This window comes from Lapidilactobacillus wuchangensis, assembly GCF_003946645.1.
GTDB lineage: Bacteria > Bacillota > Bacilli > Lactobacillales > Lactobacillaceae > Lapidilactobacillus > Lapidilactobacillus wuchangensis.
The window spans coordinates 149991-176157 of record NZ_RHOU01000004.1 but is presented as its reverse complement, the minus strand read 5'-3'; the positions used below and the strand labels follow the sequence as shown (position 1 = coordinate 176157).

At 41.8% G+C, this 26167-nt stretch carries 24 protein-coding genes and 1 tRNA gene; 11 read left to right on the top strand and 14 right to left on the bottom strand.

Features of this window, described 5'->3' with window-relative positions:
- The first annotated feature begins 850 nt into the window (after positions 1–850).
- Positions 851–1381 (top strand): hypothetical protein, encoded by a 531-nt coding sequence (locus EKM82_RS05275; RefSeq protein ID WP_125767263.1) that lies wholly within the window; start codon positions 851–853, stop codon positions 1379–1381.
- Entirely contained in the window at positions 1382–2542 is a 1161-nt protein-coding gene (gene queG, locus EKM82_RS05270; RefSeq protein WP_125767262.1) for a tRNA epoxyqueuosine(34) reductase QueG, read from the top strand.
- Positions 2543–2806: 264 nt separating this feature from the next.
- Here the strand turns inward: queG and EKM82_RS05265 are convergent, their stop codons facing one another.
- Genes EKM82_RS05265 through EKM82_RS05255 form a run of 3 tightly spaced genes read right to left on the bottom strand, consistent with a single transcriptional unit; the run spans position 2807 to position 5206 of the window.
- Positions 2807–3604: a lectin-like domain-containing protein gene (locus tag EKM82_RS05265; RefSeq protein ID WP_125767261.1), complete on the bottom strand. Its 798-nt coding sequence runs from the start codon at positions 3602–3604 to the stop codon at positions 2807–2809.
- A gap of 25 nt (positions 3605–3629) precedes the next feature.
- Complete coding sequence (locus EKM82_RS05260; protein WP_164508123.1) at positions 3630–4313, bottom strand: type I 3-dehydroquinate dehydratase; 684 nt, start codon at positions 4311–4313, stop codon at positions 3630–3632.
- A 47-nt stretch (positions 4314–4360) separates the two neighbouring features.
- Positions 4361–5206 (bottom strand): MerR family transcriptional regulator, encoded by an 846-nt coding sequence (locus EKM82_RS05255; RefSeq protein ID WP_125767259.1) that lies wholly within the window; start codon positions 5204–5206, stop codon positions 4361–4363.
- Between the two features lie 334 nt (positions 5207–5540).
- Here EKM82_RS05255 and EKM82_RS05250 point away from each other — a divergent pair, with 334 nt between their 5' ends.
- On the top strand, positions 5541–6908 hold the full coding sequence (locus EKM82_RS05250) for a hemolysin family protein (RefSeq protein ID WP_125767258.1): 1368 nt from the start codon (positions 5541–5543) through the stop codon (positions 6906–6908).
- Between the two features lie 38 nt (positions 6909–6946).
- Positions 6947–7019: transfer RNA gene (locus tag EKM82_RS05245), tRNA-Ala, on the top strand.
- Between the two features lie 246 nt (positions 7020–7265).
- Here the strand turns inward: EKM82_RS05245 and EKM82_RS05240 are convergent.
- Positions 7266–7598, bottom strand: coding sequence for a hypothetical protein (locus EKM82_RS05240; protein WP_125767257.1), 333 nt, complete (start codon positions 7596–7598; stop codon positions 7266–7268).
- A 357-nt stretch (positions 7599–7955) separates the two neighbouring features.
- Between EKM82_RS05240 and EKM82_RS05235 the strand changes: the two genes are divergently transcribed.
- Complete coding sequence (locus tag EKM82_RS05235) at positions 7956–8414, top strand: GtrA family protein (protein ID WP_125767256.1); 459 nt, start codon at positions 7956–7958, stop codon at positions 8412–8414.
- A gap of 144 nt (positions 8415–8558) precedes the next feature.
- On the opposite strand, the gene EKM82_RS05230 is transcribed toward EKM82_RS05235, so the two are convergent.
- The 4 genes from EKM82_RS05230 to EKM82_RS05215 form a co-directional block, all read right to left on the bottom strand.
- The gene (locus tag EKM82_RS05230) at positions 8559–9404 is read right to left on the bottom strand and encodes a class A sortase (RefSeq protein ID WP_164508122.1); all 846 of its coding nucleotides are present in this window, start codon (positions 9402–9404) and stop codon (positions 8559–8561) included.
- 16 nt (positions 9405–9420) lie between these two features.
- Positions 9421–10302 (bottom strand): class C sortase, encoded by an 882-nt coding sequence (locus EKM82_RS05225; protein WP_125767254.1) that lies wholly within the window; start codon positions 10300–10302, stop codon positions 9421–9423.
- 220 nt (positions 10303–10522) lie between these two features.
- Positions 10523–11245 (bottom strand): hypothetical protein, encoded by a 723-nt coding sequence (locus EKM82_RS05220; protein WP_125767253.1) that lies wholly within the window; start codon positions 11243–11245, stop codon positions 10523–10525.
- 47 nt (positions 11246–11292) lie between these two features.
- Entirely contained in the window at positions 11293–12909 is a 1617-nt protein-coding gene (locus EKM82_RS05215; protein ID WP_125767252.1) for a SpaH/EbpB family LPXTG-anchored major pilin, read from the bottom strand.
- 756 nt (positions 12910–13665) lie between these two features.
- Here EKM82_RS05215 and EKM82_RS05210 point away from each other — a divergent pair.
- The 6 genes from EKM82_RS05210 to EKM82_RS05185 all read left to right on the top strand — a co-directional run bounded on the left by EKM82_RS05210 (position 13666) and on the right by EKM82_RS05185 (position 19609).
- On the top strand, positions 13666–14949 hold the full coding sequence (locus tag EKM82_RS05210; protein ID WP_125767251.1) for an alkaline phosphatase family protein: 1284 nt from the start codon (positions 13666–13668) through the stop codon (positions 14947–14949).
- A gap of 8 nt (positions 14950–14957) precedes the next feature.
- The gene (locus EKM82_RS05205; protein ID WP_125767250.1) at positions 14958–16211 is read left to right on the top strand and encodes an MFS transporter; all 1254 of its coding nucleotides are present in this window, start codon (positions 14958–14960) and stop codon (positions 16209–16211) included.
- Positions 16212–16363: 152 nt separating this feature from the next.
- Positions 16364–16726 (top strand): GntR family transcriptional regulator, encoded by a 363-nt coding sequence (locus EKM82_RS05200; RefSeq protein WP_125767249.1) that lies wholly within the window; start codon positions 16364–16366, stop codon positions 16724–16726.
- Between the two features lie 2 nt (positions 16727–16728).
- Positions 16729–17613, top strand: a complete 885-nt coding sequence (locus EKM82_RS05195) for an ATP-binding cassette domain-containing protein (protein WP_125767248.1) — start codon at positions 16729–16731, stop codon at positions 17611–17613.
- On the top strand, positions 17613–18575 hold the full coding sequence (locus EKM82_RS05190; protein ID WP_125767247.1) for a hypothetical protein: 963 nt from the start codon (positions 17613–17615) through the stop codon (positions 18573–18575). Before EKM82_RS05195 ends, EKM82_RS05190 begins: the two co-directional genes overlap by 1 nt.
- 50 nt (positions 18576–18625) lie before the next feature.
- Positions 18626–19609, top strand: a complete 984-nt coding sequence (locus tag EKM82_RS05185) for a hypothetical protein (protein ID WP_125767246.1) — start codon at positions 18626–18628, stop codon at positions 19607–19609.
- 63 nt (positions 19610–19672) lie between these two features.
- Here EKM82_RS05185 and EKM82_RS05180 read toward each other — a convergent pair whose 3' ends face one another.
- The 6 genes from EKM82_RS05180 to EKM82_RS05165 form a co-directional block, all read right to left on the bottom strand.
- Complete coding sequence (locus EKM82_RS05180; RefSeq protein WP_164508121.1) at positions 19673–21340, bottom strand: aryl-sulfate sulfotransferase; 1668 nt, start codon at positions 21338–21340, stop codon at positions 19673–19675.
- A 198-nt stretch (positions 21341–21538) separates the two neighbouring features.
- A complete protein-coding gene (locus tag EKM82_RS05175; RefSeq protein WP_125767245.1) occupies positions 21539–23122 on the bottom strand; it encodes an ATP-binding cassette domain-containing protein in 1584 nt (527 codons plus the stop codon).
- A 2-nt stretch (positions 23123–23124) separates the two neighbouring features.
- A complete protein-coding gene (locus tag EKM82_RS05170; RefSeq protein ID WP_125767244.1) occupies positions 23125–23304 on the bottom strand; it encodes a hypothetical protein in 180 nt (59 codons plus the stop codon).
- Positions 23305–23561: 257 nt separating this feature from the next.
- Complete coding sequence (locus EKM82_RS11365; RefSeq protein ID WP_164508120.1) at positions 23562–23735, bottom strand: hypothetical protein; 174 nt, start codon at positions 23733–23735, stop codon at positions 23562–23564.
- Between the two features lie 353 nt (positions 23736–24088).
- Positions 24089–24265 (bottom strand): hypothetical protein, encoded by a 177-nt coding sequence (locus tag EKM82_RS11360; protein ID WP_164508119.1) that lies wholly within the window; start codon positions 24263–24265, stop codon positions 24089–24091.
- A 119-nt stretch (positions 24266–24384) separates the two neighbouring features.
- Positions 24385–26166, bottom strand: coding sequence for an ABC transporter ATP-binding protein (locus EKM82_RS05165; protein WP_125767243.1), 1782 nt, complete (start codon positions 26164–26166; stop codon positions 24385–24387).
- Between the last annotated feature and the right edge of the window lies 1 nt (position 26167).

The following is a 26167-nucleotide window of genomic DNA, read 5'->3' as shown; positions in this document are numbered from 1 at the left end:
CAATTGTTTCAAATACGAGCCTTTGTCTAATTGCTAAAGCAATAAGACAAATTTGGCGGCTGACAACCACGCCCTCCCTTCCGTCTGGAGTTTAGGTGTGCATTTTAACTTTGTTAGTACTTGAGGCAATTTTAGTGAGATTAAGCAACTTGATTTGAATTGTTCTCATACTTGAATAGTGATATTAAAAGAGCCTGTTTGACATTCCTCTGGTTTCATCCAGACAAGACTGTCAAACAGGCTCATTAGTTTATAACGATCTGCTTTTTTAATAGTGGTAATCAGTTCTCTTAGTTTTAATCAGGTGGTTGCCGAGCGATTACCATCTAACTTTGCAGTGCTGCCTTAATATCTATTAAATCTAAAGTGGACCAGCCTGGCTCAAAACGCAGTGGAGGCCGCCGGGTTGTCAGCCGCCAAATTATCCTTGGCGCTTTAGCGCTTAGGATAAGGGTTGTATTTGAGATTGTTGCGTTAGCAATAAGCTCAAATCAATCCCGGCAGCGTTCCACAACCCGCCGGCCGCAACGGAGTTGTCAGCTATTTAGCCCAAAATTAATTCAGTTTCAAATTGATCATGTCTATTTAGAAAAACCAATTTTATTTAACCATAAAAAACAGCGCTGCGATCGGCCGCAGCACTGACTTAAGATGTCATTTTAAAATGTGAAGAAATTGTGAAGATTTTGTGACGAAACTGTGAACATCACTTTTTATTTATTTCTAGCTAAAACTCACTACAGCTATCATAACAAAGTAGTGTATACTTTTCAAGGTAAGCAGCTAAAAAGTTGCAGCAAATTTAATTTTGCATCATTCAAAGAATAAACAATCATGAGGTTAGCTCAAAATGAAAACACAAGCAGTTCGGTTGCTCACGTTTACGGCATTAATGGGCGCGTTAGGCGTTGGTCTCAACTACTTAACGATTGCCTTACCAAACTTTTCCATGATTCTCGCATTTTTTCTATTAATTCTAACCTTTGCTGGCTGGACCGTTGGAAGTCTAACAATGCTCATTACCGTACTCGCGTCTAATCTTCGGACTGGTGGCGTTGGTCCTTGGACACTTTTCCAAATTGCGGCCTATTTGATTATTTTCCTGCTTTGGGAATTACTAGGTAAAACTTCCTTAAAGCGCTGGCGCTGGAGTCAAACCATCGTAGCCGCAATTTTAGCGTTTAGTTTTGGTTTCTGGAACGCCCTGCTCAATGTGCCTTTTTACCACCTACCAAATTTCTTGGTTTATTATTTACAAGGATTACCTTTTGATGCCGCCTACTGTTTAGCCACAGGCATCAGTTATTATTTCATGGATCGTTATTTGCAACCATTATTACAGCGACGAATTCCTGAACTCGCTCGAAAGGAGCACCATTAAATGGCTAATGATCAACTTAAGCAGGCAATCATTGCTGCCAGCAAAGAAATCGGCATTGATAAAATTGGGTTCACCACTGCCGCTGACTTTGAACACTTGCGGCCCAGCTTAGTCGCTCAGAAAGCAGCCGGGCATACCACTGGCTTTGAACATCAAAACTTAGATGAACGTTTAAATCCAGATTTGATTTTTGATCAGCCGCAATCAATTATTGCCATTGCTTTAGCCTATCCAACACGAATGAAGCAGCGACCACCACGAACCGAATATCGTCGCGGACAGTTTGCCCGGGCTTCGTGGGGCGAGGACTATCACAACATTTTGCGTGAAAAAATGACCGCTTTAATTGCTCGCATCAAAGATTTGGCCAATAACGACACCACAATTGATTTTAAACCGATGGTGGATACTGGTGAGTTAATTGATGTTGCAGTGGCGCAGCGTGCTGGTTTAGGCTTTATTGGGCTAAATGGCCTGCTGATTACGCCAGAATTTGGTTCTTATGTTTATTTAGGCGAAATCATTACAAATTTAGCCTTCACGCCGGATCAACCAATGGCCAGTCAATGTGGGACTTGTCGACGTTGTGTCGAAGCTTGTCCACCACAGGCATTGCTTGGTGACGGCCGTTTAAACGGCCAACGTTGTCTTTCTTATCAAACGCAAACCAAGGGGATCATGCCGGCTGAATTTCGGCCAATGATTCGCAATGTGATTTACGGCTGCGATATTTGTCAAATCGTTTGTCCTTTTAATAAAGGAAAAGATTTTCACTTTCATGAAGATATGGAACCTGATCCTGAAGCGGTCATGCCGGAATTAGTGCCGCTACTGACTATGAACAATCACGATTTTAAAGTGAAGTTTGGTCCCATGGCTGGTTCTTGGCGCGGTAAAAAGCCGTTACAACGCAATGCGATTATTGCTTTAGTAAATCTCCATGACCACAGTGCCGTACCAAATTTATTGGCAGTTATTGATCACGATCCCCGGCCTGTGATTCGGGCTACTGCTGCTTGGGCGGTAGGCGAATTAGCGCTGCAAGCCAATCCTGATTTAATTGATTTTATAAAACAAGCCTTGACCAAAGAAGACGCTGAGAATCCTGAAATTGTTCAAGAATATCAACAAGCCCTAACTAAATTAACTGCCCTTAATTGAGAACATTCTTAATATCGAAATTAGCTGCATTTTTGCTTTCAGCTTCCGTGACAATTGAAAGTATCAAAAAAGCCCAAGCGACAATTGCTAGTTAAACTAGCAAGATTATCGATTGGGTTTTTTTGAATTAAGCCACTTTAATTTCAAACTTGGTTGTTCGCTTAGTCAGTGAATTTCAACAGTGACACCAGTAATGCACCCGTCATTCTGGCCGTGTCAGCTAACAAATTTCCTGACTAATGGTAATTTTTTGATTGAGCGGAATTACTCAGGCATTTGATTTTTAACGTAGGTTGTGGCGACGCCCTTGCTGGAACTGGTTAACTGGCTAATACCGTTATCGCGAGTAAAGTTCAAAGTGTAAGCCTTGCTATTGGATGGTGATAGCTTGATTTCCAGCTTCTTGGTATCGCTGTGATTGTTCACAACGGCAAACCGGCCTTCTTCAACCTCTTTGTTAGCACTACTGTAACGTTCATAAGTGCCATCGGGATTATAGTTAGTCGTAATGGCATCCGTCGCATTCTCATCAGTATTCATCCAAGTACCGACTAATTCTTCACGCAACGTGTTCGGAGTACCTGAGAAAGCCTTGGTCATCAACAAATCAGTCGTAATATGACTGGCCTCACCAGCTAGCGTGAAATGTCCGAAACCAACAATATTCAACTTCTTGTGAGTGGTGTCAAACCGCACGCCTAAATAGTTACCAATCCCACCGATACCTTGGTCCAAGCCGTGTAGCTTCAATAAAACATCACGGCCATAGCCACCGGCCACTTGGAAAGTCCCATCAGTTTTGGCACCATTGCTGGTCTCATAAACCCATTTGCCATCAGGATTAAACGTAAACTGGATGCCGTCACTGGTTTTCCAGGTGCCAATTAATGGGACAGCCGTCAATTTAACTTTGTTGCGTACTTTTTTCTTAGTGGAAGTGGTGGCTTTTTTACTACTAGTCGTTGACTGGCTGCTGGTTTTAGTTGCCGGCTGACTTTGGCAAGCGGCTAATAGGAAAAACAAAGGTAATAATACTAACAGAAATTTTCTGAATTGTTTCATAATGGTCCTTTCTGGCGAAACAGAACTAATCAAGGAGAATTTGATCCAATTGGCTAAGAGGCAACTGCCCCGGCGCTGAGCCGGTCGTTGTCAAAGCACCAAAACTCACCTGCGAACCAAACAACGGTCCTAAAATACGTGAAATTTGGCCTTCATGTCCCATGGCCATCGTAATTAATGGTTGGGGAAATTCATGATGTGCCTGCCAAGTCGCCGTTAATAACGCTAAGGTATCGGCACTGCTTTGACTAACAACTGCCAGTTTCAAATAATCAACTGCACTGGCAGTTGTCGCCATTTTACGTAAAATGGTTAGCATTTGCAAATAAGATTTTACTGTTAAACTATGGTGACTCCAAATAAACCGCTGCTGAGCCCCGGCAATTTCACGTAATTGCTGATAAAAAGGCTGCGCCGTCGCTGACCATTGAATATCCCAATAAGCCGCCGGTAATTGCGGCAGCCACTGTAAAATACGCTGTTGATATGCTTGATCAGTCAACGTCAGCTCACCACCAGCTGCTTTGGTGCGCAGTGTCATAATTAATTGGCCGGGCCGAACTTGCTGACAGATAACTTGATAACCTGCCGGCAAATCGGCCCAATTTTGCCAATAATCTAAACGCCATTCAACGAGCAAGGCGTGCTGCAATTGCAGTTGTGCTAATTGTCGTAATTGTTGTTGGAGCTCAGGCAAGTTAGTCGCCATCAGTGCAACGGCTATTTGGGTAGCGTTAGTGGTCGTCATGACAGTAATTATTTACCGGTGACCCGATGCCACCAAGATTGCTTCTTCGTTTTATTATCATCGGGTAACTGCATCTCGGCTAAACCATGAGGATGATCATAAACTTGAACCTGGTGATCCTGATCTTTCTCATCGCCAAAAACCAAATGATGGGTGGCACTTTCGGCGGCATTGGGGTCATCACTAGGCAGAGGCTCAGTAAATTTCAGGCCACTGTTAGTTGCCGCTTCATCCTCTGCTTCAGCCTCAGGATCAGTGGTTGCTGTTTGATCAGCAGCTTGGTCTTGGTCGGCTGCGGCCATTGCTTCTTCAGTAACGGCTGCATTTTTGGCGACGGTCCGCTCAATTAATGCTGCATCAGCGGCCGCATCAGTTGGATTAGCCGCTAAGACGTCATCAACAGGGCTAGTCGTTGCCTGAGTTTGCGCAGTCGTTAAGGTTTGTTGCGCCTCTAATTTAGCAATGCGCTCTTCAAGTTTGATCATTCGTTGCCGCGTTGTTAAAACTTCACCCTTCAATCGCTGACAAAGTTCCCATAATTGCGTTTGGTCATTGCGGTTATTCAGTTGATCAGCTGAAGTAATAATTTGCTGTTGACTGCCAGTGGCAAAAATTTGTTGTGCTGCTGACTGTAAAGTCATATCTCGTTGCTTACTCAGTTCAACTAATTTTTGTAGATCAGCGAGATTCTTCTCAGAGTATGAACGCACATTCTGTTGATTACGCGTAAAGTAGTTCGTGTTACTCGTGACTTTCTCAACGAGTAGTGAGTATTTCCGTAAAGTCGGCACACTGATATGAAGCAGTTTTGCCAAATCGGCTGGCATATATTGTTGGTTTGTTTCGGTTGCCAATTGTTTCACCCCTGTAATTTTAACTAATTTCATTATAGCGTCCGTTATAACGCCGTGCAACCGTTAGCCTGTCAAGATTTGTCGAATTAAGGCGACTCGTCACAAAACAACCGCCGGCAAAAACTAAAATATTGTCATTAGTGCCATCAGCGCGCCTGACTAAATTGAAACCAGGCTAACATGAACCGCTTCCCGGTCGGCATCCTATGATTAAACTGAACCATTCCCCTAAAACATGTTAAAATAAGTAAGGACTAATGACTATGAGCTTGAAACATAGGCGTTATCACTGACAATTGGTCAGTAATTATTATAAATAATGGGGCTTTATTCTGTGAGTGCAAATACCATATCGACAAATTTATTAATCATTGTAATTACGTTCATTGCGGCGACTTTCTTCGTGGCGGCGGAATTCGCGCTAGTACAAACGCGTAGCAGTCAGATCGAAGAATTACTTGATCAAGGCAAAGGGAATCAGCGTAAGCTTAATCGTGCTTTAAAGATGGTTCAAAGCTTGAACGAGTATTTATCAACGACGCAAGTAGGGACAAGTTTAACTGGGATTATTTTAGGTTGGATCGGTGAAACGACCATTGAACAATTATTAGTTGATTTCTTTGGCTGGGCTCATTTTGCCTCTGGTAATTCGCTCAGTATTCTGGGAGCCGTCGTTGGTGTGATTCTCCTGACTTATTTGGAAGTCGTCATTACTGAAATTGTGCCCAAAAATATCAGTATTGATATGCCTTTAAAAGTTTTATTATCCGTGGTCACACCGTTATTCTGGTTCCATAAGATCTTCTATCCGTTCGTTTGGTTATTAAACGTATCTGCATCAGGAATCGTGCGGATGTTAGGTATGCAAGTGGCTAACGAAGAAAATGAAGTCTTCTCGCAATCAGAAATTCTCAATTTATCAAAAGTCGCCGTTTCTGGTGGGAGTTTGGATAAAAACGACCTCCTTTATATGGAGCGGGCTTTCGAGCTAAATGACCGCGTGGCCAAGGATATTATGACCGACCGGACCCAATTGACGGTAATTGACGTCTCACAAACCGTTCACGAAGCATTAGGCGTTTATTTATCGGAAGGATATAGCCGCTTACCGGTCACTCGCGACAACGACAAGGATAATCTAATCGGTTATATTTACTCCCATGATATCGTTCAACAAAATCAGGTCAATGGTGATTTAGGCGTGAGCCGAATTTTACGAGCTTTGATCACGGTTCCCGAAAGTATGCCAATTGATGAAATTTTGCAATTAATGCTGAAGAAACAAACACCAATTGTCGTGGTTGTTGACGAATACGGTGGTACCAGTGGTGTTGTAACTGATAAGGATATTTACGAAGAATTATTCGGCGCTGTCCACGACGAGATCGATGATGTCTCTGATGATTATATTATCAAGCAAGATGACGGCACGGTGAAAGTTAGCGGCAAAGCAACTTTATATGACTTTGAACGTTACTTCCACACTAAGCTGCCCGACTTCCAAGAATCCGATATTATTACTGTCGGCGGTTTCTTCATGGAGAATTATCCTAATCTCCAAGTGAATGAAACCGAGGAAATTGGCCAATTCACTTTTAAGTTGACGGAAATCGAACACGGCTTTATGAATTGGTTTACGGTTACAGTAACCCCTGTGACCACTGAATCTGAATCAACAGCAACAACTGACGAGAAAGACTAGTCAAACTTAATAATTTGCGGTAAAATAAAACACGTATTGGGTCCTTAGCTCAGTTGGGAGAGCGCTTGCTTCGCATGTAAGAGGTCAGCGGTTCGAATCCGCCAGGATCCATTGACGTGAAAAAGGTGGTTATTGTAGGTCTTCAAAAGCCTATGGTGATTGCCTTTTTGTTTTGGTTAATAGCATGCGGTGCTTAAAAATGAAAATATCAGGCAGCAAAAAGGTACCCTCCTAATGGAGACTACCTTCAAATTATTGCTTATATATCTTAATTCATTAATAATCCTTATCGCCCAACAACGCGCGATATTCTGCACTTTATTGCTTACTGCTGTAACGAGGAGCGCTATAAGATCCTCAATCGGTTTCTTCCGCCAAGTTCGTCCATGGTATTGTCGTCACCATTTTTTCCAAACGGGCAATGGGGACTCTTAACTTCTCACTAATTGTATAGAGCAAAACCAGTTTTAATTGGGCCTCAGTCGTTTCGCCGTAGACCAACATAGTTTCCGCAGACGGCTCACCCTGTTGATAAGCAATCACCCGAGAAGTGGTGTCTTCAACGTATCTTTCTAAAATCGTCAACAAATCTTTAACACTATCTAACTCAACTACTGCCTCTTCCACGATATCGCGATACTCGTTGCGCTCAGTTCGTAAATCCTGTGTAGTTAATATGATCTGATTCATAGGAACAACCTCTTTCTATTCAGAAATTCATCGTCAACGTTGAACAGTGAATTTATTCCCAGAGAATACTGTCAGTGATTAACTTCATCATAACAGCAAACGTAGACTAAAATTATCTCAGGCTGCGAAAGCACCATTTTATTACCTCAAAGATTGCTAACACACTTTTTCCTGTCAAGACAAATGGTATTCTTTATTTCATTTCAATTTATTTCATGCTATGCTTGCTAAATAAGTGCTTTGCCACAAATTAATCATTTTACGTGGCACTTCCCTACTAGAAAATCCAGAAATCTTTAACTTATTCTGTAAAGAATTCACTGCAACTCTTAAAATAACGAAAGTAAGTGTTCATCGATGAAAGAAAATTCATTTATCAAACGATTGCTCCAAAATAAACTGATTCAACAATTCGTAAAATTTGGCTTGGTGGGTGGTCTAAATACCATTCTGACCATGATCATCTACTATTTGACCTATCAATATATTGGCCCATCATTTGCCAATGGCCTGGGCTTTTTCCTGACCTCAATTTTAGGCATCTATTTAAACTTCAAATACGTCTTCAAGAGCGATCATTTCACAGCTTGGACTTTGGTTAAGTATTACACTACTTACGGTATTGCCATGCTGATCAGCATGTACATCCCTCATTTGTGGGTCAACGTCTGGGGCCTATCTGCGAAAATTGCCCCTTGGATTTCACTGATCATTACGATCCCATTTAATTTTGTGTTGATGCGGATTTGGGTCTTTCGCAAACCGAAAACCGTGGCAACTCCTGAAAAATCTGAAGTTAATAACAATCTAAAATAACTAAAATAAACGTTATGACCTCGTCACTCAACCAATCAAGTGATGACTGTCATAACGTTTTTATTATTAATTTACTCATTCTGTTGTCGGTTATTCTTCAACTAATTGTTAGAAATATTCCCGCCTAATTTCAACTGGCCTTTTCTATCTAATGTTTGTCCGCAAATAACCCCAAATGCCGCAACACCAGCTGAGTAATAGCAATCCCAACAAGCTGATTAACCACGACACTTTGAAAACATGACTGCTAACAAAGGTGGTTAATTTTTTGAAGCTAGTTCTAGTTACTGCTATTTGTGGCTGATTAGGACCATTTTTAGTACCAATAACTACTGGCCCGCCGTTCTTGGCAAGCGCGTGTTGTGCGACTAAACGCCCGACAACAACCCGACGCCAAGGCGTTTGCGGACCACCCTCACACCGAATCAAGGTCAATTTATTAGCAGCTTTAGTATTAGCTAAGACAGCTACCTTTGTCTGCGCCACAACCTGATTTTGTTGAACTTGATAATCATAAACATTTGCTTGGTCGGCCACATAAAGATGATCTCTCACCTGCAAACGATTAATTCGTTGGAGTAGGACATTAGCGCCATCGAAATTATGAGCGATCAATACTTGGTTGCCCCTCGCACCTAGCGCTCGTTGCGAGAAATAGCGAGCGACGCCGGCACTCAAAGTGGCCATAGTTGGTGTACTAAATATTGGTAACTTAATTGCCACTGTAGGAATGCTTAACTCACCAATTCCTTGAGTTGCCACTAATTGTTGAAACTGGGTTCGTGCTGCCAACAGATCTTGCGTATTGGCAGCGCTAATTAATTGTGACTGCTTAAGTTGTTTCGAACTGGCCGAAGCAGTTCGTTGCAAGTTCCGCTTAATTTGTTGCTGAGTTAATTGGTATTGTGTTTGATCTTGACCAGTTAATAAACGCTGATAACTCCAGTAATAAAGTCCGGTCACCACTAGTGTCAGCAACAAGGGTATCATGAGCCATTTGCAAAAATTATTCATCTTGGTCACGGTCTTTTCGCCGATTACGCCACCACAACCAGAGAATGACAATAATGGCTAACAAAGGAATGATGCTAAGCAAAGCCATAATCGACTCAGGTGTCCACTGCGAACGAATTTGAACTGGCCGATGTTTGGCCTGTTTCAATTTAGTTCGCCGCGCGTAAATCACTAACCGGCGATTATTGATGAAGCGCGGTGTACAAGTCATTAAGGCAATCTGATCTTGATTTTTCTGGGCATATGATGTACGAATGCTGCTCGGTTGATTAGGATCAAGGACGACGCGGCCAGTAACCTTGTAGGCAAATTCTTGATCAAATGCGGTGACATAAATCAAATCACCCTTCTTCAAATACCGAATATTGTCGAAGAAAACTTGGCTCATGCCGGTATGACCAGTAATTTCAGCTAAAGTCCCCCGGCGGCCATTAGGAATACTGGTCCAAGGTAACAACCCTGCGCCATGAGTCAACGCCCAATCATCATCACCATAATAAAAGGGCATGCTGCTCATTTTAATTGCTGGCACCGTCACAAAGCCTAAGGGATGATGTAGTTGTGGTTGAAATTTTTTGACTAATGCCAGGCGATCACGGCTGGCATTGGTCCCGCCAATTTGATTGGCCTGTTGTTGCTGGACCACGAGTTGGTTGTACTGATTAATTGCCTGCTGACGTCGTTTTTCAGAAGCGCTCTTTTTTGGGGTAGCATTTTTCTCAACAATAAGCGCTGCCTTTTGATTAGCAGTCATTTGCTGAGTTGTGCGTAAATATGGATAGAGCAATAGGCCTGCTGCTAACAATAACAGAACCAGGCTGACCGCTAATAGTATTGGTGAGCGTTTTTGCTGAGTTGAATTTTCCGATTTCATTAGAACACGCCCTCCTAATCCAAGTGACAAATTAAATGAAAGAGGCTGTGATCTCAGTCCTCTTACTCAAAATAAAATGAGTTTTCGCTGTTGAAACGTGTTCTCAAAAAGCAACCAGCTCTGCTTAACGACAAAATAACGAGCAATTCTAACGAATTGTTCGTTATTTTATCTTAATGCGCACCGGCTAAATTGCCTTTTGTCACACGTTGTTTATTTATCAAGAATTTTTCTGTCGTTTTAATTTAAAAATTAAGCTCTGAATGGCTAATAGAAAGCCGCCACTAATGACGAAAATCAACCAGCTCGGCAAAACTCGCCCGCCAGACTGCATGATTTTGGCATTAGGTCTTAGCTCATTGACATTGGCAATTGCGGTTGATGTCTTGCTAGACGTCATTGTCGACTTGTGTGGCTCAATTGCCGCTGTTAAACCAGACTTCGGCACATAATCGAACACATCATTAGCCGTGCCCGCTTGGCCATGGTCAGCAAAATAAAGCAAAACTGGTGCGGCTGGCTGAGGCACAATTGCTGAAGCTTGCTCGCTTAGCAAATAGTAGCCCGCTGGTAATGAATCATTTTGATAACTGACCTGACCAGCTTGATTGGTCGTTAACGTTATCGCAAATGCCTGACTACCAGTCAAAGGCTGATAAGACTTAGAATCAGCCGCGGTTGGTTGCTGTTGCGAATTAGTTGGCATAGTTGGCATCACTGCTTGTAACCGATAATGGACGCCAGCTAATGGCGCTGTTTGTTGTGTTGCCGTTTGATTCGAGGTCTTAATGGTCACTAGCTTATCAATCCTCACAGTCGCCGCTTGGGTGACTTGGGCAGGTCGATAAGAACACAAGCCAATCAGTAAGAGGCAACTGACAAGTAACCAATTCCTGATGATTCTTCGATATTGTTCTAGATCATTTGTACCCCGAAATACCATTTGCTCACCTCCGCTTTCCGTTTGGTGCTTGACTACCAAACGAGGGATTAACGAGCTGAATGATGATCACTATGACGCCGACGATTATTGTAAACAACGATCAATGTGCCAGCAATAATAACTAATAATGCGGCCGCAATCATCATGTAAAGATTCATCTTAGACCCAGATAAAGGAAAGTCAGGTAAAAATGATTTACTATCCACGAAAGTAGCGTCAAGATCTGTATCTGCTGCCGCCGTTACTTCACGAATGCCGCTATCTCGATCATAACCAGCTGGTGCAATCGTTTGTACTAAATAATAGGTTTGAGTTTTATTAGTGGGATCAACCTGTAAGCCATCTAATGAAATATTGCCATCTGCATCTGAAGTAACCGTTGCTGGAGCTGTCTGGCCATAAGTACCAACAAGTTTCATCAAGTTAACCCACTTTCCGGATTTGGCATTTTGAAGCGAAGTGGCCACTCTGAATGTTGCGCCAGAAATACCCACACCATCGCTATCAACTACTTTTGCGTTTAAATTACCAAAATAAATAGTAGCTGGTTCAGCTGGACTTCCTGTAGTGGTCACTCCCACTGAATCAGTGTAAGTGACCGTATAATTACTAGGAACTTGGGTTGTAGCAGGTGTATTGTCTGTAGCGGCAAATGATCTCGCAGTAACAGGAACTGTTACAATAATTTTTTCAGAGGTAGCAACTTTCGCCATTCCGGCCTTAGTTAATGAAACTTTTATTTGTCCTGATTGATTAACTTCAAAATCGGTTGAGTAAACTAATTTCTTAACTTGACTGCCCGTAGCATCTTCGCCACTAACTGTCACATCTCGAGCCTGGGTTATATCCAAATTATTCAAATAAGAATTAAAGAAATGAGTAGATATATCTTTATTTGCGAAACTCAATTCTGAAGCAGAAGAAATATCTTTTGGAGTATTGATCGTGTACTTATAAGTAAACTGAGTTTGAGACATGCCTGATGCTGATTGGCTATCAGCGCCACCATCCTGACCCGGAAAGGCAATCGTGGGATTCAACTCAGTACTGACAATTTCGTTTTTAGGATATACATTAACATCATAAGTCACTGAACCATCAGTGCTTTCATTCACATTATCTTTAGGTTGCGGTACCTTCACGATAAATGCTGATGTTCGTGTCGTAATTGATGGAGATGCTAATTCAGTAACCAAATATAGACCATCTACGCTACTATCATTACCTAACACTTGTTTATAAATACCATATTGACTGTTTTTTACGCCAGTTGTAGCATCGAATTCCGTACCGGTTACACCAGTGAATTCTTTACTAACTGTATAAGTACTTGAATCAGTTGCTACAATACTTGCATCGCTTTTATTTGCCAGTGGCGCTATTTTTTGAATTTTAAAGGGGACATTGGCTAGCGGTGTAGAATTATCTGTAGGTGCGTCAGCAGTTGTCCCAGTAGCAACATCATCCTTAGCTCTTTTGCCAGTTGCTTGAGCAGCTGTTCCTGCAGACTTATGAATCGTAATACTTCGCTCAGTCGTATTATCAACTATTGTCGAATCTGTGTCTGCGAACACAGTCGCGTTATTAGCATTGGCACTCATACCAATCGCGGCCAATAATAATAGGCTCGCAGCTAATACCTTAATCTTCAATGCCTGTTTCATCATAAAACCCCCAATTATATATCTCGTAATTACTTCATTACGATTTCAGGCTAAATAGCCGTGAAACAAATTCGTTCACTAATAGCTGGAAAATCTCAAAAGCTAACTAATTCTCCAAAAACTACTTTGCAAACAACAAAGCCTGTTTTTTCACACAAAAAAACAGTCATACCAGCAAGCGAATTGCAAGATGACTGAGCACTGATAAATTTGAAATTTGATAGTTAAGCGAAAATCTAGTAATTGCTATTCAGTAAATCTTGACCCACATCAAGATTGCTCAAAAGTTATTGCCCCAATAATCATTCATTAATTGTCATAAATCCCAGATTCAAAATCATTTAACAGCTCGCTAAATACTATTTCCATAACGAACTTATCTCATAATTAGTGATAGTCTCTTTATACTCGTTCACTTTATTATACTAGCTAAACTACCATAATGAAAAGCTTATTGCCAAGATAATTACTTGGTATTTTTATGCTTTAATAAGACTTTCGTTTATTTTTCCGTCATTCAGAAATAATTTGCTGTCTTTGTTGGGTAAATTCTGTTAATGACACCAGTCACCAAATTATCATAATTTCAAAATAATCTAGTCGACCAAACTCTAAATCCTACTTACTAAAATTTGCCGTTTCACCCGATTCAAAGCACGATGACACCAACTGGTCATTACATCTCCCCCACAAGTGGCGTATAATTTAAGTAATCTTAATAAATTATTTATCACCTGATAAAAGGAAGTTTTCAGTATGACAAATCAACATATGGTCATCATTTCATTGGATTCCCTAGGCTTTCGTGATTTGCGCGAACATCAAGATGAATTACCGACCTTAAAAAAACTGATGCAAACTGGGGCTTGGGCTAAATCGGTCACCGGTATTTATCCGACGCTGACTTATCCTTCTCACACGACGATTATTACTGGCCAGTACCCAAGCGTGCACGGTATCGTCAATAACACCAAGATTCAGCCAGAGCGGCGTTCGCCAGATTGGTATTGGTATCAAAAAGACGTGAAGGTGCCAACACTTTACGACTTAGCCCGTCAAAAAGGACTGAAAACAGCCGCTTTTTTGTGGCCGGTCACTGCTGGTAGCAAGATCAATTATAATCTGGCCGAGATTTTTCCTAACCGGATTTGGACTAACCAAGTTTTGGTGTCATTAAAAGCCAGTTCGCCACTATTTATTCTTGAGTTGAATCACAAGTTTGGTAAGTTACGCGATGGCATTCATCAACCACAATTAGATGCGTTCATCACGGCGTGCGCTGTTGATACGCTTAAGAATAAGCGGCCAAACTTAACAATGATTCATTTAGTTGCCATGGACAGCATGCGTCACCGTTATGGCGTTCGTTCGGCGGAAGCAATGACGGCCCTACGCACTTTAGACCAACAAGTGGCCGAATTAATTCAAGCGACTAAAGATGGTGGTTTTTATGAGGACACGAATTTCGTTATTCTGGGCGATCATTATCAAATCAATGTCGATAAGATGATTCATCTGAACACATTGTTTGCGCAGAAAGGTTGGCTGACACCAGCAGCTGATCAGACCTTCAAAGAATGGTCGGTCATGGCCAAAACTTGTGACGGTAGCACTTATATTTACACTAAAAACTTTACAAAATTGGCTGAGTTACGTCAGGCTATCAGTCAAGTTGAAGGCGTGGAAAAGATTTATAGTCGCAAAGCAGCTAATCAACGTGGCGCTGATCCTGAATGTACGCTGATGGTTGAAGCCAAAGAAGGCTACTATTTCACTGACGAAAGTGATCGTCCCGCAATCGTTGAAACTGTTGATCCCGCCAGTCTAGGTACACCTGACCGTTACCACGGCGTTCACGGCTATGATCCTGATAAACCTGATTACCAAACAACGATTCTCTTCAATGGCCCTGCTGTTAAGCCAGGCGTTGAAATCAATCGAGCTAATTTAGTCGATGAAGCCCCAACTTTCGCCCAGCTACTTGGTCTCGAATTTCCTGAACCATTACCTGGTCATGCTTTACACGAGATTTTCAAGTAGGAGGACGTATGAAGAATAAATTTAATAAACAACAATGGAGTTGGATTTTCTATGATTGGGCCAACTCTGGTTACGGCATTATTATTACAACCGCCGTTTTACCAGTCTATTTCAAGGCAGTGGCACAAAGCAGCGGTGTCAGTGCGGCTAACTCAACGGCTTATTGGGGCTATGCTAATAGTTTCGGCACTTTGATTGTCTCACTATTAGCACCAGTCTTAGGCGCCTTAGCTGATTATCGCGGCTTCAAGAAAAAGATGCTCAACTTCTTTACTTGGGTCGGTATTATCACGACATTAGGCTTAAGTTTTATTCCTACTTCCCAATGGCGCTGGTTATTAGCCGTTTATATTCTGTCGATTATCGGCTACTCGGCGGCCAACCTTTTCTACGATAGTTTCTTGACCGATGTCGCGCCGGATAATGATATGGATGCCTTATCCTCCTATGGTTACGGCTTCGGCTATCTCGGCGGCGTTATGGCGTTCATTCTGTTCTTGATTCTGCAATTGACCAAGGGCTTTGGTCAGTTATCAAGCTTCGGTGTCGCTCGGTGGAGTTTTGCCTTAGCAGCAGTTTGGTGGCTCATTTTCTACGCCCCACTGTTAAAAAACGTCCAACAAGTTTATGCAATCGAACCAGATCGTCATCCCGTTCGTGATAGTTTCAAACGCGTTTGGGAAACTTTGAAGCACATTCGTCAGTATAAAGAGGTTGCTTGGTTCTTGATTGCTTACTTCTTCTACATTGATGGTGTTGATACTATCTTTACCATGGCAACGTCAATTGGGATGGATATTGGCATTACCACCACTACTTTGATGATTGTTCTCCTAGTTGTTCAGCTAATTGCCTTTCCGTTCTCATTACTCTATAGTTGGCTAGCCAATAAAACCTCAACGCGAGTGGGAATTTTAACTGGGATCATTATTTATTTGTTTATTTGTCTCTATGCCTTGAAGCTGAACACCACCGCCGACTTCTGGTTCTTAGCTGTGCTGATTGGGACCAGTCAAGGTGGGATTCAGGCTTTAAGCCGGTCTTACTTTGGTAAACTGATTCCCAAAGAATCCGGTAGTGAATTTTTCGGTTTCTACAATATCCTTGGTAAATTCTCCGCTGTTTTAGGCCCGGTCATTGTCAGCGTGGTCACCCAAATCACCGGCCGCTCAACTATCGGTGCTGCTTCCTTAAGTATTCTGTTCGTGATTGGCTTAGTGATTTTCCTTTATCTACCAAAATTAATTCGTCAAAAAAATTAAGCGTTATTTCAAATACATCGACATCTAAAAAGTTGTTGCTAAAACTCAAGTGAGTTCAGCAACGACTTTTTTTATTGTTAATAAAATAAAAGTTGCACTTGTTTTTCGAAGTGTACTAGGTATAATAGTACACGTAAAGGAGCTGAATGCCAATGGCACCTAACTTTTCAGGTCAGGCCTACTACGAACGCCTTGCCTTCAAGATTAAGACGGAAATTCTGCAGGGGATTTGGCAGCCTGGTGACAAGCTACCCTCAGTGCGGGAACTGGCCGCCCAAGAACATTTGAATCCGAATACGGTGGCCAAAACTTATCGTTTGCTCGAAAGTCAACAGCAAATCTATACCGAACCGGGCCGTGGCTCATTTATTAGCCACCCACCAGAACAAGTCAATCAGCAGCAAGTAATTAAATTACATCATCAATTCCAACAGTTTGTCGTTGAGGCGCGCGCTCAGGGTTTGACGCAAAACCAACTACAAGCCTGGTTAACCGAGCAATTTCAGGAGGAGTAACTGTGAAATTAACCGTTACAGATTTAGCCAAACAAATTCAGCACCATCAAATTCTCAAAGAGATTTCTTTCCAGTGGGCAGCTGGTGAAATCGTCGGTTTAGTGGGCCGTAATGGAGCTGGTAAAACGACTTTAATGCGTTGTTTAACGGGCCAATATCGGACCGATCATGGTGAAATCGCCCTTGATCAACAACCGTTCTCAACCGTACCAGCTGGTCGCCAAGAATTAATTATGGTCGATCCTCAGCAGAATTTCTTCAAAGGCTATGCCTTAAAAACAGTCGCAACTTTTTATGCCGAGCTTTATCCCCACTTCGACCAAAAACACTTCAGTGAATTAATGGCGCAACAAAAATTAGCCCCCGAAAAACGCTTCCGTGATTTATCTAAGGGACAACAAGCGTACGTTGCGATTGCTTTAGCAATTACTAGTGGTGCTAAGTTTATTCTGCTAGACGAGCCTTTTGACGGTTTGGACCTGCTCGTTCGCGAAGATATCATCAAATTAATTATTAAGGCCAACACTGATCACCAACAAGGTTTTCTAATTGCCTCGCATAATTTGACCGAACTAGATGGTCTCTCTGACCGTGTCTTATTTCTGAAGCATGAGCAATTGGTGGCTGATGTCAGTTTGGAAACTTTTCGGACGCAAAGTAAAAAGTTACAACTCGTCTTTCGTCAAAATCAAGTACCTCAATTATTAAGCGACCAAGGCCAAATTCTGTCAATTCACGGTCGTGTGATTGAAGTTTTCTTTAAAGATTACACGGAAGAAATTGATCAAGCTTTAAAGACACTCGATCCAGTGTTAATGGAAAATCTGCCGCTGAGTCTGAGCGATTTATTTAAAGTTGAATATGCTTATGGAAAGGATGATCTCTGATGCCGACAGCTCTGAAAAAAGAAATCCGCCTTCGTGAACGCCCGCTTTTTATCATTTCATTCTTGATTGTCATCATACTTGTGCTTCTCAAGCTAACAACACTGCCAGCCTATCAGCAAGCTGCGCCATTAATGCATCTTGCCAAGCCGCAGCAGCACCATCAATGGTACTTTAATGTTTATGTTAACTTTCCTGCTCAAGCCTATGGTCTTTTCTTTCTTAGTTTGTTTTGGGGATGGCTAAATGGCATTCGTGATAATGTCGGGCGTTTCTACAACTTTCTTACTACTCAAGGCTATAGTCGTAAAACAATTTTTAAAACATTGTGGTGGGAACGTGCCTGGCCAGTTTTAACGTTTGGTCTGATCTACTGGGGTAGTTTAACAACTATCTGGATTCTGAGCCTTTCTTGGTCAACTTTAAAAATGACCCTGTTACAATTACTTTTGATTATTTTTACAAATTTATTAATCAACCAAGCAGCCTGGATTATGATGACATTAGTTAGCCTATTTTTTAGTAACATCATTTTCAGTCTACTAGCTCTGGCAGCATTCTGGTGGACAGCCGGTCAAACAATTTACTATCTTGACCATCCTCACTTTGATCTTTGGAATAACTTTCTTTATCCAATGACTGATTTAAGGTTTTGGCCGTTATTTGGAATCTATCTGGGGTTAATTGTTTTCGGTACTCTCATAAGTTACTGGTTATTTCAACATTATTCCGGCGAAAATATTGGCGAATTCTTTAGTGTTCCGCAAACACGTTGGCTATTTTCGATTTTAATGATGATTTTAGTGGCAACAGTCTTTTATTTAATGCCAGTAGTTTCTTCAACATTTATTGTCATTCTCTTGTTCATTGTCATTACAGTCACTAATTTTTGGTCAACAATTCAACGGCGAATATTACCTTATCTCAAATTCCATTCTAAAACACATTTCAACCGTTCAGTCTAATGAATCTTAACAATCTTAAATCATAAATTGCATCTTGGAGGAGAAACATCATGACTGTTTCAATAAAAAGAATCATTCGGCAACGTCAAAAATTTCTTTTATTAGGGTTACTGATGGCTCTGCTGATTGTAGTTGGTTTCAGTATTGTAGATAGTATTTCGCTGCACAACCAAGGGATCATTCCGCGATTCGTCAATAATCACAGCAGTAAACAAGACGATTGGCTATATTTCCGTGAAACATATGATGTCGCTAATTCTAATGGCTTTTTATTTATTATCGCTGCTATCTGGGGTTGGTTAAACGCCAGTTGGAACCACCAAAGTCAATTTTATACTTGGCTTAAATCAACTGGTCAGCCATCACGAAAAATATTTCTAGCGATTTGGTGGGAAAATTCTTGGCCAATTTTACTAATGACCCTTATTTTTTGGTTTAGTTCTTTATTAATTTGGCTCTCAGCAACAAGTTGGCAAACGTTAAATCTCGGAGTGCCAAATTTGATAATGATTTTCTTAGTCAACCTTTTATTAAATCAGGCGGTAGTGAGTTTTTCGTTTCTAGTTGGGCTATTCTTTAACAATCAAATTTTAGGTTTGATGGGTTTCAGTCTATTCTGGTGGTTAGTTAATCAGGCAGTTAAACGCATCCAAATTACTTTTCAGATAGGTAATCCCCGTAGTAATGTTCTTGGGTTACTGTTGGCTGGTTCCAGCCACACTCGCTTATGGCCCCTGATTGCCTTTTATGTCGTAATGATTATTGGCAGTGCTGAGCTATCCTACTTACTTTATAGTCATCAGTCTGGCGAAAATACTGGTCATCTTTTTACCATTCCCCAGACACGTTGGCCGTTCGCTGTGATTATAATGGCCCTCATTATCGTTGCTAACCTACATCTTCATATTTTGTATAGTTGGATTTTTACGACAATTTGTATAGTAATGGTATTGGTGCCAAATATTTGGTGGCACTTACAGCGCAAAAATATATATTTCTCTAACCTAATCAAAATAAAAAGTAATACGAATTAATAATGTAAAAAAATCGATTCTCCAGATGACGGAGAATCGATTTTTTATATTTTAAATATTTTATTAGTCATTCAAATCAAACACATAACTACTATCATAAACTGCCAGGCGATAAGCGCGGTAGACGTAGGCTTTGGCCGAGGGATTGGAGACGATTAGGTTGAAGACTTGATTTTGGCCGTCGACTTCGATGATGTTGCTTTCGGTGCCGCTGCCTTTATAACCGAAATCAATTAAATAATTGTTGCCGGTTAATTTCTGCGTGTAGCCGATGACTTCAGTGAAGTTGGCTTTACCCAGCGTTTTACCATAAGACCAGGTTTGTTTAATGGTCATCGTCTTAGTATCGATATAATACTGGACACCTTCAGAATACTTGCCAGAAGTGCTGGCGTCGCCGTTAGTCACGTTGATATTATTGTTATAAAGCAAAATGTTTTCGCTGCTAGGATCGTTATTATCGTCGTTCAATAAGGTCACGCCGTGTTGCCCGCCAGTGATGGTGGTACCAACCGTACCAGTCAGCAGCAGAGATTGATATTTTGTCGGCCAACTGCTCTTCTTTTTGCCAGAATAGATCCACTTGATCTTGGCCGTCTTCAGGTCCAACTTCATGATCATATCCTGATTCCGACCAGAAATAATAATGCTGCCATCATTGCTGTCGTAATCAACGGCATTCTGGTGGAACCAATCAACGGTGCCATCGCTGCTAGCCTTGTAACTTTCATACATTGACTTCGGCAACAACTTCTTCAAGTCAATCACCTGGGTCACTTTACCAGTCGTGTGAGAAATCACCACCATGGTATCTTCAACATACTTGGAGCCATCACTAACGGTGGCCAGCAAATCATGATTAGGTAATTCTAAAATATCGTGGTGAATAACGGTCTTATCAGAATTAGCGTTTTCGCTGTGGCCAGTTTTAGTGTCAAAAGTGTACTCCTTATAAACGCGACCCAGTAAATCAGTTTCCACCAAATCATTATAAGTCGTGCCAGACTGATCATTCTTCGTCAGCATCAAATAATGACCGTTGGAAATCGGTTCCAGCATATGTTGAACGTACAAGGTTGAATACCAACGCACGGCGCCATCAGCATCTACTGCGAAGGACTCTTTAGTTGTGCGCACTAAAAAGGTCAACTTATTATCGCCAATGTCCATTTCGCTCTTATTACTCTTGCTGACAGTAATCTTGGTCGAAGCAATGTACTTCGGCAAAGTGGACGTGGTGGTAATTGCTAAAGTTTTCGTGGTGGTGCTGCCATTTTCATAAGTGACCGTAATTTTCACGGTATTATTACCAGCGTACAAACCAACCACCGGTACTTGATGCTGGGTTTGGTAACCACCATTGACTGTGTTCGTAATACTGGTTTTCGCCGTCTTACCGACTACGGTGTAACTAACCTTGGCTTTTTCAGTGGTCGTGAAAAGAACTAAAGCCGTTAACGGCGAAGTGCTATACGGATTGACTTTCACATACGGCGTATCAATTGTGTATGCCGTATTAGCCAAAGCAGCCTGATAAGTTTTCGTTGCAGTTGCTTGGGCATCAGCCCGCGTTGTAACTAACTTGCTGCCTAAATTGTCTGTGATTTCCGAACTTGATAAGGGCACATTTTCCGTTGCATTAGCGGTTTGCTGCTGACAACCAGCCAAAAATAATAACGTACTTCCTAAACCAATTAATAATGAGATTTTAAATTTTTTTCGATGTTTCACGAACTATCACCACTCCAGACATATCATTCCAATAGCTTTCATCATACAGAAAAGTTATGAAATGATAATGAAATTTGCGATGAAGTTATGAATGAATTGTAAGGATTATATGACAATTCTGTAAGATAGTCATTAAAAAACTAACCCTAACCTCAGCAAAGAAATGAACGACAGCGGATCAACCAGCCCCTGATCGCACTAGGCAACTGGTTTAACCGTCACGGTTTGATCGACTAAATTATTGGCACCATCTTCAGCCCGATGTGATGTAAACAATACCGTGCGCTGGGGATCTTGGAGAATCGCTGTTTCAATGGCGGTGCTGGTCGCCTGATCAACATTGGCGGTGGCTTCATCTAATAATAAAACCGGCGCTTTGGTCAAAATGGCCCGGGCGATACACAAACGCTGGCGTTCACCACCGGACAATTCATTGGACAGTTCACTAATTTCCGTATCTAATTGCTGTGGTAATTGCTTAATTCGCGTTTCTAGTCGAACTAATTTTAAGACTTGCCACAGCTCGCTATCTGAAATGTTTGAAGACAATGTTAAATTATAGCGAATGCTCCCAGAGAAAATATGCGTTGCTTGCGGCACATACAGCACTTGTTGCTGATCAGAAATGGTCGCCGTTTGCCAAAAGTAGTGGCCGGTACTCGGCGTGACTAAACTGGCCAACGTTTTCAGCAAAGTTGTTTTGCCAGCACCGCTAGGACCAGTGACAAATGCCTTCTGACCAAATGGCACTTGGAAGCTAATCGGGGCCAACCAAGTATTGTCACGATCACCGACGGACAGCGACGAAACGGCCAAATCAGGACGGGCTGCTTCATCGAATGCTTGATCAACATGCGGCGTAAAGTCCAACCCTTGATATTTCTTGAAAATCGCACTAACCGACCTAAAACTAACAATCGCATTGCCTAACCCAGCGAAAGAAGTCACGAAAATACCGGCCAAGTTACCCGTCGCATAAAAAGAACCGGCCGTTAGTTGACCATTCAGTACTAATAACGAAGTGGTAATAATAATCACGTATTGCGAGACTTGGCCAAACAGTCCATTGACCAAACCAGCTTGGGCTGTTTTAACACTTTGATTAACGGCTGCCGCTTTCGTTTCTTCTGACTGCTGCTTAATTAGCCGGGGGATCTCGACTCGTTTATGAAAGGCGAAGAGCACCTCAAAGCCACCAAGCACATTTTGCACCACATTATTCATTTTCTCGTTCTGCACGGTCAAACGTTCAGTCGCCTTGGTGACCCAAGGCGTTGTGATGCGCGGAATAATCGTCGACAGCACTGCCAAAATAATGCCGCTCAACCCAATTAGCCAGTGATAAGAGAACAGCATGATAATCGGAAACAATAAGCCAAAAGCATACATAATGATGTTAAATAACGACTGCAATCCTTTTTGTTCGATCTGACTAATATCATTATTAAACCACGACGAGTATTCGCCAGTGGTCCGTTTAGTGACGGCTTGATAATCCATATTGGCAATCCCAGTACCTAAATCAGTTCGAATTGCGGTATCCACACTTTGCGTAATTTTCTGCTGCCAAACTTCACTATACAAATCCGCCAACACCATAAAAAGATTCGTAACAATACTCAATAACAGCCAAAAGAAAAACTGCTGCTGATTTTTCTTGATCAAGGTATCGATCACCTTGCTAATCGCCACACTAGTAAAAGTTTGACTAAAAATAACTGCTGCTGTTAAAACGGTATACCCAATTATAGTTCCCCGAAACATCTTCAAATAACGTTTCATTGCTAATCATCCCTTCGCGTACATTTCAGCCGCTGATCTGGCGGTGGTGCTGTTTCAAGCCGCGTAATTTCCAGATTTAATCGATCACGAAGCTGTTTAATGACTGCCAAATTCTGACTCGTCACTCGAAACGAAATTTGTTTCGCGTGATTTTTACTGCGAATAATAATTTTATGACTCACTTTCTCGCTTCCCATCGATTAATATCTCATTTAATTATTGTCTCGATGTCATCATCTCTCATTATTTGAATGTTCCTTAATTGCTGTTTTGCTGATTTAAAGCCGATTTCAACCCATATCAGAATAAATGTTCAATATTTATCTTCTCATCTGGTTAGAAATATTTTAATTCACATTTAATCTTAATGCAATGCTTTTTTATTGGAAATAGTTTTAGGCCGATTATAGGGACTAAATCTATCTAGAACAATTAAAATCTAGTATATGTATTGAAACAGAACTGGTTCTGACGCCATTCCGGGCTTGCTGGTTGCGGAACGCGGCCGGCATCGATTGATGCCAATTAAAAACCAAATTGTCATCAATACGAGCCTTATACTAAGCGATAAATCGCTAAGTATAATTTGGCGGCTGACAACCACGCCCTCCATTCCGTCTGGAGTTGAGGTAGCTCACTTCAGATCTGTTAGTGCTTAAGGCAATTTAACTGGGATTGATCAACTCGATTTAAATTATTGTCACATCTGAACAGTATTAAAAAAGTCTGTCTGACAGTTTCTGACTTAATTCCAGAAAGCTTATCAAACAGGCCTATTAGTCTATTGCGATTTGTTTTTCAAAACAGTGGTAATCAATTCAGTTAGTTTCATCTGGTGGTTGTTGGGCGATTGGTGTCCAACTGCGCTAGTATTGCTTGATATCAACCAAACCTAAAGTGGGTTAAATTAACTCAAAACGCAGTGGAGGCCGCCGGAGTGTCAGCCGCCAAATTATCCTTGGCGCTTTAGCGCTTAGGATAAGGGTTGAATTTGAGATTGTTGCGCAGCAATAAGCTCAAATCAATCCCGGCCGCGTTCCACACTCCGCCGGCCGCAACGGAGTTGTCTGCCATTCCGCCCAAAACTAATTCAGCTTCAAATCGACGGCCACAGCGTTCCACGTCAGTAAAATCGCCCAGCAACCACCTTCACCAATTGGGGAAGACTTTAAGCACTACTCATATACAAAAAACCATGCTGCCCGTAAAACTAGGCAGCATGGTTTGTCATTACTTATTATTCAATTGTTTCAAAACAAAGCTTATTCAAACACCATTTGGTTATGATACAACTCAGCGTAAAAGCCCTTTTCGGCGAGCAGCTGTTTATGACTGCCCTCTTCAATGACATTGCCATCACGAAGCACCACAATCTTATCAGCATTCAGAATCGTCTTCAGACGATGGGCAATCACGAAACTGGTCCGTCCCTGAATCACGTTGTCCATCGCTTCTTGAATCTGCGCTTCGGTGACAGTATCAACGTTGGACGTTGCCTCATCAAGAATCAGCAACCGCGGATTGGTGATGATCGTCCGGGCAATTGACATCAATTGCTTTTGACCTGCTGAGAAAATCGTATTCTCATCGCTGATCATCGTGTCGTAGCCGTCATCCAAAGTCATAATGAAATCATGAATTCGCGCTTGTTTAGCCGCATCATACAATTCTTCATCAGTGGCATTCGGCTTCCCGAATTTAATATTCTCAGCAATTGTTCCTGAGAATAGTTGCGGATCTTGCAGCACAATCCCGACATTTTCCCGCAAGGACATCAGATCCATGTCGCGAATATCGACGCCGTCAAAAGTGATACTACCTGAATCCAAATCATAGAAACGATTTAGCAAGTTCATGACCGTCGTTTTACCAGAACCGGTTGGCCCAACTAAGGCGACCATTTCGCCACGATCGACTTCAATATTGATGCCATGAAGGATTTCTTTCCCAGGCAAGTAGCTGAAATGAACATCCTTTAACTCAATCTTATCGTGAACGCCATCAAGAATTTTACCATTCTGGGGATTGATCTCGTCAGGCTGTTCGCGAACTTCATTGATCCGCCGCGCCCCAGTAATGGCCAATTGGATCATACTGTACAGTGAGGTCAAAGAAATAATTGGCTGGTAATATTGTTGTGCTAGTTGAACGAAGATGACAACTAAGCCCAACCCAGCGGCAACCGACATCCCTTGTTGTAGCACTAACGCTGAGCCAACAAAGATAACCAAGGCAGTGTTAAACAATGACATCCCTTGCATCAACGGGAATAAAATCCCTGACCAAACTTGACCACGTAAAGTTGTCTTTTTAACTTCATCGTTGTGTTTCAAGAAACCCTTGATCGATTCCTGTTGTAAACCATTGGTAATAATAATCTTCTGACCAGTAATCTGTTCGTTAATATAACCATTCAATTTACCAACATCGTCTTGTTGCTCGTTAACGTATTTCTGTGCCTTGACAATAATCACCGCAGCTAAGATAACTGCGACCGGTGTTGAGGCCACCGCCACCCAAGCTAAGGTCACATTCTGGCGGAACATCATAATGATCATCCCGACAAACAACGTGATACTTGCGAAAATTTCAAACATCGCCTGATTCATGGCATTGAAAATATTATCCAAGTCAGAAGTGTAACGCGCTAAAATATCGCCATCAGAATGAGTGTCGAAATAACTCACCCGCATCCGTTGCATTTTACGGAATAAACCGATCCGCATTGTCCCGGTAGAACGACCAGCAATCTGGGAAATGATCAACGAACTGATCAACATTGCGGCCGCGTTAAAGATATAGAACCAAGCCATTTTAATAATCGCACTATTGAAAGTTGCTTGTGATGCTTGGGCGCGTGTTGCTGGGTTCGACCAAGCCTGCAGATACTTGGTCAAGGCTGTAATCGCGTCACCCATGTAAATTGGCGCTTTTACTTGGAGATATGAGGCCAGAATCGTTAGCGCTAAAACAATTAATAAACCTGGCCAATATTTGCGTAAATAATGAGCGTAAAACTTACCGGCTCCTTTTAAATCATTCATC

What these genes read in the sequence shown, in the direction of transcription:
- EKM82_RS05275 (WP_125767263.1), top strand. Translation starts at nt 851, where the DNA reads ATGAAAACACAAGCAGTTCGGTTGCTCACGTTTACGGCATTAATGGGC.
- queG (WP_125767262.1), top strand. Translation starts at nt 1,382, where the DNA reads ATGGCTAATGATCAACTTAAGCAGGCAATCATTGCTGCCAGCAAAGAA.
- EKM82_RS05265 (WP_125767261.1), bottom strand. Translation starts at nt 3,604, where the DNA reads ATGAAACAATTCAGAAAATTTCTGTTAGTATTATTACCTTTGTTTTTC.
- EKM82_RS05260 (WP_164508123.1), bottom strand. Translation starts at nt 4,313, where the DNA reads ATGGCGACTAACTTGCCTGAGCTCCAACAACAATTACGACAATTAGCA.
- EKM82_RS05240 (WP_125767257.1), bottom strand. Translation starts at nt 7,598, where the DNA reads ATGAATCAGATCATATTAACTACACAGGATTTACGAACTGAGCGCAAC.
- EKM82_RS05235 (WP_125767256.1), top strand. Translation starts at nt 7,956, where the DNA reads ATGAAAGAAAATTCATTTATCAAACGATTGCTCCAAAATAAACTGATT.
- EKM82_RS05230 (WP_164508122.1), bottom strand. Translation starts at nt 9,404, where the DNA reads ATGATACCCTTGTTGCTGACACTAGTGGTGACCGGACTTTATTACTGG.
- EKM82_RS05225 (WP_125767254.1), bottom strand. Translation starts at nt 10,302, where the DNA reads ATGAAATCGGAAAATTCAACTCAGCAAAAACGCTCACCAATACTATTA.
- EKM82_RS05220 (WP_125767253.1), bottom strand. Translation starts at nt 11,245, where the DNA reads ATGGTATTTCGGGGTACAAATGATCTAGAACAATATCGAAGAATCATC.
- EKM82_RS05215 (WP_125767252.1), bottom strand. Translation starts at nt 12,909, where the DNA reads ATGAAACAGGCATTGAAGATTAAGGTATTAGCTGCGAGCCTATTATTA.
- EKM82_RS05210 (WP_125767251.1), top strand. Translation starts at nt 13,666, where the DNA reads ATGACAAATCAACATATGGTCATCATTTCATTGGATTCCCTAGGCTTT.
- EKM82_RS05205 (WP_125767250.1), top strand. Translation starts at nt 14,958, where the DNA reads ATGAAGAATAAATTTAATAAACAACAATGGAGTTGGATTTTCTATGAT.
- EKM82_RS05200 (WP_125767249.1), top strand. Translation starts at nt 16,364, where the DNA reads ATGGCACCTAACTTTTCAGGTCAGGCCTACTACGAACGCCTTGCCTTC.
- EKM82_RS05190 (WP_125767247.1), top strand. Translation starts at nt 17,613, where the DNA reads ATGCCGACAGCTCTGAAAAAAGAAATCCGCCTTCGTGAACGCCCGCTT.
- EKM82_RS05185 (WP_125767246.1), top strand. Translation starts at nt 18,626, where the DNA reads ATGACTGTTTCAATAAAAAGAATCATTCGGCAACGTCAAAAATTTCTT.
- EKM82_RS05175 (WP_125767245.1), bottom strand. Translation starts at nt 23,122, where the DNA reads ATGAAACGTTATTTGAAGATGTTTCGGGGAACTATAATTGGGTATACC.
- EKM82_RS11365 (WP_164508120.1), bottom strand. Translation starts at nt 23,735, where the DNA reads ATGGAGGGCGTGGTTGTCAGCCGCCAAATTATACTTAGCGATTTATCG.
- EKM82_RS05165 (WP_125767243.1), bottom strand. Translation starts at nt 26,166, where the DNA reads ATGAATGATTTAAAAGGAGCCGGTAAGTTTTACGCTCATTATTTACGC.